This window comes from Exiguobacterium sp. 17-1 (assembly GCF_023096305.1).
Lineage (GTDB): Bacteria > Bacillota > Bacilli > Exiguobacteriales > Exiguobacteriaceae > Exiguobacterium_A > Exiguobacterium_A sibiricum_A.
In genome coordinates this window covers 33033-45769 of record NZ_JALIGJ010000005.1, presented here as the reverse complement: position 1 = coordinate 45769, position 12737 = coordinate 33033, and the positions used below count along the sequence as shown (strand labels likewise).

The following is a 12737-nucleotide window of genomic DNA, read 5'->3' as shown; positions in this document are numbered from 1 at the left end:
GTGAAGCACATCATTAGTCATTTAAAGCAGGACGAGCGTATACTGACGATATTCAAGTTAAGATTTCAGAGGAGGATATGCTTCAATGGCTAATGAAAAGATGTTTGATACGTTTACACTTCCAAACGGAGTGACACTTAAAAACCGGATTATGATGGCGCCGATGACAAACTACGCGGCGGAAGAAAACGGTGAAGTTTCAGAAGCGGAGCTTGCATACTACGCAGAACGTTCAGGTGGAGTCGGTGCAGTCATCACAGCATGTGCCAACGTCACGGCAGACGGTCAAGGATTCCCGAATGAGTTTGGCGCAGAACGCGATGAATTGATTCCGAGCCTGAAACGTCTTGCGACAACGATCCAAGATCAAGGCGCAAAAGCGATTCTGCAAATTTTCCACGCAGGTCGTATGGCACCACCGGAACTCGTCGGCGGACAAACTGTCAGTGCAAGCGCAGTAGCACCAGAACGTGAAGGCGCAATGACACCACGTGCACTTGAAGCAGCGGAAGTCGATGCAATCATCGAAGCGTTCGGTCAAGCGACACGCCGTGCGATGGAAGCTGGATTTGACGGAGTTGAGATTCATGGTGCGAACACGTACTTAATTCAACAATTCGTTTCTCCACACTCAAACCGTCGTGATGACAAATGGGGCGGAAGTCTTGAAAAACGTCTGGCTTTCCCGCTGGCAGTTGTTGATGCGGTCGAAGCTGTTGCAAAACAAGATCCATCATTCATCGTCGGTTACCGTTTCTCACCGGAAGAAGTTGAAAATCCGGGAATTACACTCGACGATACGATGCAACTCGTCGATGCTCTTGCGAAAAAAGACCTCGACTACTTGCACGTTTCCGTCATGGACTTCTTTGCCGGATCGATTCGTGATCAGAATGAAACGCGTTCACCGATCAGCCTTGTACAAGAGCGTGTCGGTCAACAGGTTCCGGTCATCGGTGTCGGTTCACTTCATACGCCGGAAGAAGTCGAGCGTTCGCTTGAAGTCGTGCCACTCGTCGCGCTTGGTCGTGAGTTGATCATGGAACCGAAATGGGTCGAAAAAGTGGAAGCGGGAGAAACGGATTCAATCCGGACTGAACTCGATCCGTCAGCACAAGCAGAACTCGTCGTACCGGATGCATTATGGCAAGGAATCACGAGCCGTCCAGGCTGGTTCCCAATCAAACAAACAACAAAATAAGAAATACGAAAGGAGCAACTCAGAATTCTGAGTTGCTCCTTTTTTAGTGTCAGTAAGCGACTTCACCCATCCGGACACCACAAAAACGGTGCAGCTCGACCGGATGTTCGATATTTGTCCGGTCCAACATATCCTGCAGCAACAAGGCGCAGATGTAGGCATCTTCCTTGGCATCATGGTGCTTAAACGAGACATTTAAAAATTCTGCCATCGTATTTAACTTGTGGTTCGGCAACCATGGATACAGTTTCCGTGATAACTTGACCGTACAGCCGTACTGAAACGGCGGCATTTGATACAAGTCGTATTTTTGAATCGCTTTTTGGAGTGCACCCATGTCGAATGCCGCATTATGAGCGACGATAAGCTCTGCATTTTCGATCAAATCAAACAAGCCATGTGTTGTCATTGCCTCCGGTAAGGCCGGTGCATCCCAGACGTCACTCGGCCGAATGCCGTGGACACGGATGTTGCCGGCATCAAAGTCTTCCTCCGGGTTGATCAAAACTTGTTGGCTTGTGATGACTTTCCCCTCGGATAAAATGGACCAGCCGAAAGCGCAGATACTACGGCTGTTCCGATTAGCTGTTTCAAAATCGATCGCCAGTGTATAAGGTTCCATATCATCTCTCCTTTTTTAAACAGCATACCGTATTTCGATTCAGAATGCATGTTCGTCTTTTGTTTCAATGAAAAAAGTCCGTCTGCCGAGCGGCATGACGGACTGTCGATTATTTTGCATGTACGGCTTTTTCTTCCGGCTCCGCGTACTCATCCGGCTTAAAGAGCATGATCCGGTCACGATAGGCAAAGACGACCGCCGTCAAAACGGCCATTAAATCAGCAATCGGGAAGGCGAACCAAACCCCCTGTACTCCAAAAAAGATCGGTAAAATCAATACGAGTGGAATCGTATATAATGTTTGCCGGGAGAGCGACAAGAACAAGGCAATCCGTGCCTTGGCGAGTGATTGATACATCCCGTTGATAATCATCTGAATGCCGTAGACAAATGAAATGGCGAATAAAATCCGCATCGCCGTCGAACCTTCATCGAGTAAGGTCGCGTCTTCCGTAAACATCCCGACCCAAAAGCGAGGGAACAATTGGATCAACAGCCATAGCGTGATCGATAAGGTCAAACCGTAACGAATCGCCAGCTTGATTGCTTGTGACATCCGGTCAAACTGTTTCGATCCGAAGTTATAGCCGACAATCGGCTGCATCCCTTGGACGATTCCCATGATCGGCATCCCGACGAGCGCCATGAATTTGTTGATGACGGCAAATGTCGCCAGTTCCGTCGTTCCGCCGTACCGGACGAGCATATGGTTGACGGTGATGAACAAAACGGATTGCGAGACTTGCATGATGAAGGACGAAGATCCGATTTGTCCCATCCGCACAACGAGTTTCGGATCAAAGCGGAACGCTTCCCGATTAAGTACTAAGCTCGTTTTTTTGGCTTTCGTGAAAAAGAACCGGAAAATCAGGATGGAACCGACGATTTGAGCGACGACCGTCCCGAGTGCCGCTCCTTGAATCCCCCAGTCGAGTCCGAAAATGAACAAGGGGGTCAAGACGATGTTGATTGCGACCGTCGTCAGCATGACACGCATCTGATAACTGGCACGTCCCTCGGCCCGAAGCATTGCACTGGATGCCATCGTCAGCATGAAGAACGGGGAACCGAGTAACAGGACACGGAGGAAATCAATACTGTACGGCATGATCTCGGGTGTCGCACCGAACACACGCAACAACGGTTCGACGAAGATGAACGCTGTGATAATGGCGAGCATACTGACAACAAAGACCGTCATCAGGACGTTCGCATAGGCACGACTGGCACCTGCCAGATTTTTTTGACCGAGCCGCTGAGAAGCAATGGCAGCACCGCCGATTCCGACCGAGTTCGAGATGGCCATCAAGACCAGTTGAACGGGAAACGCAATTCCGACAGCCGCGACGGCAACCGTCCCGATTCCCTGCGCGACAAAGATCGTATCGACAATATTGTAGAGAGCGGTCACGAGCATCCCGATCATCGCCGGGAGCGACAATCCGATCAGGAGTTTGTTAATGGGTGCTTCTCCCAATCGAGCCGTATTTTTATTCATCATCAGGAGAGCCTCCTTTTTCTTAAACAGGTACATGGATTTTCATTCAGATTAGTCGCTTCGACAACCGGATGCAAGCAATCGAATCAAGCAATGTGCAAAATAAGATGCTCTCATCGAAAAAGGCATCCCACATGAAAACAGCGGAATGCCTTTTTTCTGCTTATTGTTAAGATGGGGTCGGAAGATATCCTTTGGAATATTCGAAGGCGATAAAAAGAATCGCACCGAGTGCCAAGTAGGCAAACAGTGTAATCGTCTGCTGTTTTTTCGGCATTTGGTGATACTCAACCGATTTTTCAGCTTCCAGCAACGGTTCGATCCGTTGATCGAGGCGACGCAGCAAGGCATCATAATCATTGGCTGAATCATATTGGTAACGAAGCAAGTCATCAGCGGCACTTTTCGCCTCTTCCGGGCTTGCGCTCCGTAAATCCTGGAGATCATGCCGGAGTGACCAGGCAATCGGATCATAGGTCGAGACGGGGGTGTCGTCCGTTTCCTCAACGTCAGGTTCCATGACGGTTTCCGTTGCTGCGAGCTGTTCCTGCTCGACTTTCGCCTGCAACACCCGGTTACGGGCAGCACGGTACAACATTAAAACCGACTTACTGTTTTCATATTGTTTAGCGAACTGATATCGTTTCCAGACCGCACTTCCGCCAAGGAACGCAATCAGTAGCAGGATGATGCTGAAATGTGTCACACCATAGGCAATCAGGGCGGCGAGACCAGCGACCCAGACGACAATCGGCAATCCGGCTAAAATCCGTCCGCCGTCAAGCGGGCTAACCGGCAGCAGGTTAAACAGGTTCAACAAGGCCCCTAAATGGAAGATGACAAGCCAAAACTCGTTTCCGGTGACCGCGTATCCGATTAAAAGCGGAATGAGAGAAAATAATCCGGCCAGCGGACCGCCATAAGCCAAAATAGCTTCTTGTTTCGGCGTCCGGAATGTATCCTTGATTCCGATGACCGCTCCCATGAACGGAACGAAAATCGCCGGTCCCGTCTTAAAACCAAGCCGCTTGGCTGCTGCGAGATGTCCCATTTCGTGAATGAACAAAAGATACAGTAATCCGACACCAAACCAGACACCGAAAATTTGCGCGTAAAACAATAACGAGATGCCGAACGAGATTAACGTTCCGCCGAATTTGGAGAACTTTAAGAGAGCAAGCAGAACCTTACCTTTTGAGAGCAGAAATGCTCCGGCGACGGCTAAGCCTCCCCAACGTTTTTTATCCATCGTCCATAACCTTCTTTCATCATCTGACTCTTGTCTCTAGTGTACGCTAAAAGACGATGGAAGGTTTCGTTTCAGGTGTCAGTTGAATGTGATGAAAAAGCAACTTCCGCCGTCCGTTCGGGCCTCGCTGCCAACGGACAGATGATGATGTTCCGCCAATGCGGCAGCAATCGACAGGCCGAGACCGCTGCCGGACCGGTCTCGGGCTTCATCAAGCCGGTAAAACCGGTCGAAGAGATGCTTGCGCTGCTCGGCGGATAAAGCGGTTCCGCGGTCAAGGACTTCGAGCCGATCCGGTCGAAGCCGGATTTCCGGATCTTTCGCGTATTTGATCGCATTGTCGATAAAAATCGTCAAAATCCGTACGAGTGCTTCGTGATTTGCGGTGACCGTCCCGGTTGCATCGACCGGAATCTGGACGTCATAAGCATGGTGTATCCGGTCCGCGACTTCCGTGCCGAGCTGTTTCAAATCAATTGTCTCTGTCGTCGTTTCACCATATCCGAGCCGGGATAATTCGAGCATTGGTTCAATCAGTCCGCTTCGCATTGCATGTGTTTCGTTCAAGATATTGCTGATTGATTCTTCGAGAACATCGGGATTCGTTTTCCCCCAACGCTTCAGCAACTTCGCATATCCTTCGATGACGGTCAGCGGCGTCTTCATCTCGTGTGAGACATCAGCGACGAACTGCCGTTGCTGTTCCATTGTTTGGTCGACACGTCCAATCATCCGGTTAAAGACTTTTCCGAGCTGTCCGATTTCATCATTCTGCTGTTCCGGAACGGTCTCGAGTGTGCCGGAGTCGGAAATCCGTTCCATCGTCTGACCGAGTTGACGCAGCGGACGTAACGTCTGATAGGCGATGAAGAAACTGCTGAGGAAGGCGATGATGACTGCGATGATCAAGACAATCGAGAAGGCGAAAATCAAGGTCGAAATCGTATCATCGACGGTGTCGTCTTCAAACAGATAAGCTTGATCCTCATGAACGACGCCAAACCAGTTACCGGATTTGAACGGTTCGTCCCTGGTCGTCGGAATGCCGGGGAGATCGCGTGCGCGCACATCGCCGTTGATGGTGGCAGAATCATCATCTTCTTCATCGTTCGCGATGACCCAGCGTCCGTCGTCACGGGACAGGACGACGGAATCTTCATGCAGCGTCAACAAAGCTCGGGTCGAGGAATCATCTTCCATCAGCTCCTCGGCCTGTTCGAGTTGAGTGAAGCGGGATTCGATCAAGTGATCACGCACGACATAGGTGACGACTAGAAAAGATAAGAGCAACAAGAGTGTCGTGAACAACGTCACCGATAACGCCAGTTTGGTTCGTAACTTCATCCTTTCTCCTCCCTTAAGACATAGCCGATACCACGAACGGTCTGAATGAGGGGAGACTGGCTGCGGTCCATTTTTTTGCGTAAATACCGGATGTAGACATCGACGATATTCGTTTCTCCGAAGTAGTCATAACCCCAGACCCGATTGAGGATTTGCTCACGGGTCAAGACGTGTTCCTTATTTTCCATCAGATAGGACAACAAATCGAATTCGCGTGGTGTCAAATCAAGCGGGACGTCGTTTCGAAACGCTTCATGCCGGTCCAAATCCAGTAAGACATCGGCATAATGCAACTGATTGGATTCGACGGCGGCGCGTGTCGTCAAGCGGAGTAAGGCCCGGATACGTGCCAACAATTCTTCGATTTCAAACGGCTTCGTCACATAATCATTGGCGCCGAGATCAAGACCGGCCACCTTGTCATACACTTCGCCCCGTGCCGTCAATAAGATGACGGGAACCGGATTACCTTTTCCGCGAAGCCGTCGAAGCACCTCGAAGCCGCTGAGCTCCGGCATCATCACGTCGAGTAAGACGAGATCGATATCGTTCTCAGCAGCTACTAAGCCATCTTTACCGTTGAAGGCGACCTGCGTCGCGTATCCAGCGTGGTTTAATTCCAGTTCAAGTAGGCGGGCGATTTTCGAATCGTCCTCGACGATTAAGATGGTCGGTGCCATAGACTTCCTCCTTACGACTGTTCGTCGATTTCTGTCACTTGCTTCGATCCGTTCAACTCAAGTTCGACTTGTGAACCGACCTGTACATCATTATCCTGTTCCATGTTTTGCGCACGTTCAAACGTCACGTTTTTACCGTTTTGTTCAATGACGACTTGTGTGTCCGTCACACGGACCAATGCACCACGGATGTCTTGATCTTCCGCTGCATCGTCTTCTGGGCGGCCATCGTTCCGGTCGTCCCGATCACTTGCATCTTCCCGGTCGAGCTCCCGGACGAGACCGGCTGCTGTCAGTTCAAGTTTGACGGTATCACCGGCTTGCGCTTGGTCGATCTCTGCGCGCTCGCTGAAGCGGTACGTTTGATCCGAACCATTTTGAGTCAAGACGATTTGTTCATTGGACAGCTCTTTGACGACACCGGTGACTTCATTTCGGTCATCGTCGGAGGAATCGTTATCTCGACCATCCCGATCATCTTCACGTTCGAGTTCCCGGACAAGACCGTCCTGATTGAGTTCAAGTTTAATCCAATCGCCGGCCGTAGCTTGTTCGATTTCGGCAGATGAGGCAAACGAATACGATTGATCCGAACCATTTTGTGTAAGTGTCACCGATGTGCCGGATACTTCTTTTAACGTTCCTTCTATTTCTTGATCATCCCGAAATGCGCTCGGAAGCGACTGCTTGACGTTGCTTGAAACTTTTGTTGAAGCTGCTTCGACTTTTTGTTCAACTTGTTCTGAAGTCGTGACCGTTGAATTGACGAGAGAATGTCCCGGACCGGTGAAAAGTAAGAAGGCGCCGGCCCCCGTCAAAACGGTTCCTGTGATGGCGATTGAAGCGAGACCGCGTTTTACAAAATTCTTTTTTGGTTTATCCGTACGTTTTTCGTTTGTCATGATGATTTCCTCCTCGGTAGTGGTAGCTGCTTTTCTTATTCTTAGAATAGCGCCCGCAAGTGAGAGGAGACTGAGGATTAGATTAAAATTTGATGAGAAATCAAATTGGTTTGATGAAGCGGGCAGGATTCCCGCCGACGACAGTGTTTGGGGCGACATCTTTGACGACGACACTTCCGGCCGCGATGACGGCATTGTCCCCAATCGTCACGCCCGGCGTGATGACGGCACGGCCACCGATCCAGACGTTGTCCCCGATGACAACCGGTTTCCCGAATTCATAACCGCTGTTGCGTTCGATGGGATCTAGCGGATGCGTTGCTGTATAAATGTGGACGCCCGGAGCGAGCATACAGTTGTCGCCGATCGTAATCGGACAAATGTCGAGCAGCACGCAATCATAATTAGCATAAAACCGGGCACCAAGCGTGATGTTGTAGCCATAATCACATTTAAAAGACGGTTCGATGTAAAAATCTGTTTGTTCCGTCCGTAAAAGTTGTTGCAGGAGTGATTTTCGGGCAGGCAACTCTTCGATGCTGAGTTGGTTAAATTGATGACAAAGCACCTGGGCCCGTTTCCGATCGGCCACGAGCTCCGCATCCCCGGCTAAATACAACTGACCTTGAATCATCTTTTCTTTTTCTGTCACATGAATCATCTCCTATCATATGTATACCTTCATTAGACTAAACCGGACGGGGAGAAGCAACTGATACCAAAAAAAGCGATTTTGATGTCGCCATCAAAACCGCTTTTTACTCTAGCATTCAATTAAGCGAGTTCAATTCCGCCTGTGACACCATAAATTTGTGCCGTGACATAACTAGCATCATCTGAAGCGAGGAAGACATAGACGCTCGAAAGTTCGACCGGTTGACCACTCCGTTTAAGCGGTGTTTCCTGACCGAATTCTGGAATGTTTTCGCTTGGTTGACCACCTGAGATTTGCAACGGCGTCCAGATTGGACCCGGTGCAACAGAATTGACGCGGATGCCTTTTGGCGCGACTTGTTTCGCAAGTCCTCGTGTAAAGCCGTTGATGGCAAATTTCGTTGACGCGTAATCGAGCAGGTTCGCACTTGGGTTGTAGCCTTGAACCGAAGTCGTCGTGATAATCGAAGCCCCTTCTTTTAACAACGGGAGGGCAGCTTTAACGACCCAAAACAAAGAAAAAACATTGATTTCATATGTTTTGCGGAGTTGTTCCGTCGACAGGTCCATGATGTCCTCGACGGCTTGCTGTTTGCCGGCGACGAGTGCCAGAATATCGATTCCGCCAAGTGATTCGTGTGCTTCTTTGACGAGTTGTTGACAGAACGTTTCATCACTGAGGTCGCCCGCCAGTAAGTATGCTTTTTGGCCGGCAGCTTCAACAAGTGCTTTAACTTCTTCAGCGTCTTGTTGTTCTTCCGGTAGATAGTTGAGGAACACATCTGCACCTTCACGTGCATAAGCAATGGCAGCGGCACGACCGATTCCAGAATCGCCCCCTGTGATCAAGGCTTTTTTCCCGATCAGTTTACCGGAACCTTTATAACTTTCTTCACCACAATCCGGGACTGGCTCCATTTTTGCCTGGACAGCCGGTGCCTCCTGATATTGTTTTGGGAAGTCATCATTAAAATATTGTGTAAGTGGATTGTTAGACTGTGACATGAACTGATTCCTCCTAGGTAGTGGTTTCATTTGCATAAGAAGTATGTTCCCTGTCACTTCACGTCTAAACGTCAATTGATTAATCAAGTGAAATTTTCGTTAAGTGGAAAAGTGCGCTCAACAAGGCTGTAGCAATAACTAACCGAAGCGGAAAAAGAGCAAATAAAAAAATCGAAGTCCACAGATGTGAACTCCGATTTTGATTAAAGATGGGGTAGTTGACCAATCAGACACGTTCCGATGTCAGTTCTTTCATCCCTTGTAAAGCTGCTTGATTCAGTAAGTTCCATGGTTTGTTGTAGTGCGGTTGGAAGAAGAAGTCGACGAAAGCGAGTTCTTCAAGCGTCATCTCATTTTGAATCGCGACCGACAATGTATTCATCGCCTGGGTGAGGTCGACTTTTGAGATGATTTGTGCACCCACGACACGATGAGTCGTAGTTTCATACACAAGTTTCAGTTGGACATTTTCAGCTGTCGGCATGAACTCAGGACGGTAGGCATCTTGAACCGTCGTACTTGTCACTTCTAAACCGAAGAACGGAGCAGCATCTTCTGTCAGACCGGTCGAAGCAATGTTTAAGTCATACAACCGGAGACCGGACGTTCCTTGTGTGCCTTGGTAGCGGATCGTCGGAGCGAGTAAATTTTTCCCGACGAGTGTTCCCATTCGGACGGCATTTGTGGCGAGCGGAATATAAGCGTGTGTCCGAGCCGGATTGTAGTAGACGGCACAGCTGTCACCGGCAGCAAAGATGTTCGGATTACTGGTCCGCATATAGTCGTCGACGATGATCGCTCCGTTCGGCAACATGTCGATTTGTCCTTTTAACAATTCCGTACTTGGTCGGAAACCGACACAGAGAATGACGAGATCCGTCTCAAACGTTCCTTTGTCCGTGACGACTTGTGTGACATTGCCGTCCACGCCGGTAAAGCTTTGAACGGTCTGGTTCAACTCGAGGTGAATCCCGCGGTCTGTCAATTCGTTTTCAATGATATCCGTGAATGAACGATCCAAGTATTTATTTAAAATCCGGTCGGCACTGTCGATGAACGTGACATCTTTGCCGTATGCTTCGAATGCTTCAACCAATTCAGCACCGATGTAACCGGCACCGACAACGGTAATCCGCTGGGCATCTGTTGCTTTTTTGATGATGGTTTGTGCGTGGTGATAGTTTTTGCAGAGCTCAATTTGATTCAGTTCAATCCCGGGAAGCATCGGGATGATCGGCCATGAACCAGTCGTCATAATCAATTTATCGTACGTATCTTGAACGGTTTCACCCGTTAAGAGATTTTTTGCAAGAATCGTTTGGTTCGTGCTGTCGATTTCCAGGACATCATGTTTTAAGCGCATCTCGGCACCGAGTTCAGTCAGTTCATCCGGTGAAGAATAAAACAGCGACTCCGCATGCTCGACGACGCCACCGACGTGAAGCGCAATGCCGCAAGAAAGGAATGAGACGTTATCGTTTCGTTCGTAAACGGTGATATCCAGTTGCTCGTGCTGTGAAGTCAATTCTTTAACTGCTGCTGTTCCTGCGTGTGTACAACCGATGACTGCTACTTTCATGAGTAAAGTCCCCTTTTTGTTTGTTTGTGATAAAAATCACATTCATTTGATAGTCTTAGTGTATTACTTCACAATGTTGTTTTCAAGTAGTTTGTTCAATAATGAGCATAAGTTTGTCGGAATTGTGAATGAGTGAGCAAGTCGGGTTTCGAGGAGTTATGAATAGATTGTTCATCTGTATCGTTTCTGTTAAAAACGTGTAAAACTGTTTTAGTTTCTGAAGTTCGGGTTATAATGAAACAGAGAACTAAACGAAAGGGTGGAAACCGATGGATACCGAGAGGATCGATCATCTATTCAGCTTACCTGATTTTTAGCAGTGCCAATCTTCATTGAACAGGAAGGTAATGGCTTGAAAAAAATCAGGGAGAGCGAAAATAGATGAATACCCAAACGGGACAACTACAATCTCTCCCATGGAAGATACGGGAGAGGACAATAACACATGAAACGAATCATAACCATCTTAAGCGGAACGCTACTTATGGCGTTCGGCTACTACACCTTGAATGAACAATTTGGATTAGCAGAAGGCGGATTTATCGGTCTGTCTTTACTCGGACGTTACTTTTTTGACATTAATCCATCGATTTCGATGATCGTACTCGATATTCCGTTTTTTATCGGAGCGTTATATTTTAAAGGAAAACGTTTTGTCAGTGAAGCACTCGTATCGGCAGGCGCATTGTCGCTGTTTTACGAAATGTGGTACCGGCTGGATCTGTTTCATTTTCCGGAACAGGCATGGCCGGCAACACTGATTGCTGCTGTCGCCAGTGGAATCGTGACCGGCTATGGTCTTGGTCTCGTTCTGAAAAGTGGCGCGGCAACAGGAGGAGACGATTTGTTGTCGATGGGCCTCAGTAAGCTGACCGGCTTATCAATCGGGACGATTTTATTTGGTCTTGATGCCATCGTCCTTGTCATCTCACTCGTCTATCTGCCGTTGAGTCTAACGTTGTATACGTTGCTTGCAGTCGCGATTGCGGGACGTGTCGTCTCGGTCATGACACGCGAACCGGTCGTTACACCGATTCCGGTAGCTGAACTGAAATGAACAAATCCCTCCTGACATCAGGAGGGATTTTGTTTTACGATAAAAGAGAGTAGAAGAAAGGGGACATATAAATGATTAGACAAGCAACTGCCAATGACGCAGATCAAATCGCACCGTTAATTGAACAGGCGATTCATGAAATTGCAGAGACCCTGACCGGAACACAGGAGAAGGAATTAATTTTGGAACGGCTCGCGCTGTTTGTTACGCAACCGGGAAACCGGTTAAGTCACGAGAATATTCTCGTCAAGGAGCTCGACGGGCATGTCGTCGGCATCGTCATCGCATACGCGGGAGTGGATGCAGCACAGTTGGATGAACCGATTAAACGTCAACTGCTTGAGTGGACAGGACAAGAGGTGCAGATTGATCAAGAGACGGAAGGAAATGTCTTTTATCTGGATACGTTGTCGGTTGATGCGGCATACGGCGGAAAAGGAATTGGGTCTGAGCTGTTGCAGGCAGCGGCGGACGAAGGAGAACGGCGTGGATTACGGGCGTTTACGTTAAATGCGGATCAGACGAATGCTGGTGCGCAACGCCTGTATCGGCGTCTTGGATTCGTCCCGGTCAAGACGATTGAAATCAGTGGCGGACAATTTGATTATATGGAACGACCGTATTCAATTTAAATGATGAGGGAAGTACTTCGAATTCGTTTCAAGATTCGTTGATACGCAGACAAGACTTCGCTTTCCGCGGGCGAAACGTGAGCCTCCGCGTCGCCTGCGCGACTTACGGGGTCTCACCTGTTCCGCTTTTCCCGCAGGAGTCTTCGTCTTGTCTGCTTCTCAACGACGTTTTGTTAAGCTGTTAAGATCGACACATTAAGAATCTGGATTCAAAAAATTACTCGCTTCACGCGACTCCTACAGGAAAAGGCGTGGAAAAGAGTGATTTTTTATGTTCAGCTTAATTAAGTGACGATGATTTGTGATTCGCTGGA

At 48.7% G+C, this 12737-nt stretch carries 12 protein-coding genes; 3 read left to right on the top strand and 9 right to left on the bottom strand.

All coding sequences use genetic code 11. The features are described from left to right. The first annotated feature begins 85 nt into the window (after nucleotides 1-85). Nucleotides 86-1201, top strand: a complete 1116-nt coding sequence (locus MUN34_RS12895) for an NADH-dependent flavin oxidoreductase (protein WP_026827206.1) — start codon at nucleotides 86-88, stop codon at nucleotides 1199-1201. A 49-nt stretch (nucleotides 1202-1250) separates the two neighbouring features. Here MUN34_RS12895 and MUN34_RS12890 read toward each other — a convergent pair whose 3' ends face one another. The 9 genes from MUN34_RS12890 to MUN34_RS12850 all read right to left on the bottom strand — a co-directional run bounded on the left by MUN34_RS12890 (nucleotide 1251) and on the right by MUN34_RS12850 (nucleotide 10734). Beyond that, nucleotides 1251-1823 (bottom strand): 3'-5' exonuclease, encoded by a 573-nt coding sequence (locus MUN34_RS12890; protein ID WP_026827207.1) that lies wholly within the window; start codon nucleotides 1821-1823, stop codon nucleotides 1251-1253. A gap of 109 nt (nucleotides 1824-1932) precedes the next feature. Beyond that, nucleotides 1933-3324, bottom strand: a complete 1392-nt coding sequence (locus tag MUN34_RS12885; protein WP_247858003.1) for an MATE family efflux transporter — start codon at nucleotides 3322-3324, stop codon at nucleotides 1933-1935. Between the two features lie 166 nt (nucleotides 3325-3490). Continuing rightward, on the bottom strand, nucleotides 3491-4570 hold the full coding sequence (locus MUN34_RS12880; protein WP_247858002.1) for a site-2 protease family protein: 1080 nt from the start codon (nucleotides 4568-4570) through the stop codon (nucleotides 3491-3493). A 78-nt stretch (nucleotides 4571-4648) separates the two neighbouring features. Next, complete coding sequence (locus tag MUN34_RS12875) at nucleotides 4649-5914, bottom strand: sensor histidine kinase (RefSeq protein ID WP_247858001.1); 1266 nt, start codon at nucleotides 5912-5914, stop codon at nucleotides 4649-4651. Further along, entirely contained in the window at nucleotides 5911-6594 is a 684-nt protein-coding gene (locus MUN34_RS12870; protein WP_247858000.1) for a response regulator transcription factor, read from the bottom strand. Before MUN34_RS12870 ends, MUN34_RS12875 begins: the two co-directional genes overlap by 4 nt. An 11-nt stretch (nucleotides 6595-6605) precedes the next feature. Beyond that, the gene (locus MUN34_RS12865; RefSeq protein WP_247857999.1) at nucleotides 6606-7496 is read right to left on the bottom strand and encodes a hypothetical protein; all 891 of its coding nucleotides are present in this window, start codon (nucleotides 7494-7496) and stop codon (nucleotides 6606-6608) included. A gap of 100 nt (nucleotides 7497-7596) precedes the next feature. Next, nucleotides 7597-8148, bottom strand: coding sequence for a maltose acetyltransferase domain-containing protein (locus tag MUN34_RS12860; RefSeq protein WP_427374472.1), 552 nt, complete (start codon nucleotides 8146-8148; stop codon nucleotides 7597-7599). Nucleotides 8149-8270: 122 nt separating this feature from the next. Next, on the bottom strand, nucleotides 8271-9155 hold the full coding sequence (locus MUN34_RS12855; protein WP_247857997.1) for an SDR family oxidoreductase: 885 nt from the start codon (nucleotides 9153-9155) through the stop codon (nucleotides 8271-8273). 226 nt (nucleotides 9156-9381) lie between these two features. Next, a complete protein-coding gene (locus tag MUN34_RS12850; protein WP_247857996.1) occupies nucleotides 9382-10734 on the bottom strand; it encodes an FAD-dependent oxidoreductase in 1353 nt (450 codons plus the stop codon). A 445-nt stretch (nucleotides 10735-11179) separates the two neighbouring features. On the opposite strand from MUN34_RS12850, the gene MUN34_RS12845 reads away from it, so the two are divergent. Together MUN34_RS12845 and MUN34_RS12840 are read left to right on the top strand one after the other, a co-directional pair. After that, complete coding sequence (locus tag MUN34_RS12845) at nucleotides 11180-11791, top strand: YitT family protein (RefSeq protein ID WP_247857995.1); 612 nt, start codon at nucleotides 11180-11182, stop codon at nucleotides 11789-11791. 71 nt (nucleotides 11792-11862) lie between these two features. After that, nucleotides 11863-12423 (top strand): GNAT family N-acetyltransferase, encoded by a 561-nt coding sequence (locus MUN34_RS12840; RefSeq protein ID WP_247857994.1) that lies wholly within the window; start codon nucleotides 11863-11865, stop codon nucleotides 12421-12423. Nucleotides 12424-12737 lie beyond the last annotated feature (314 nt).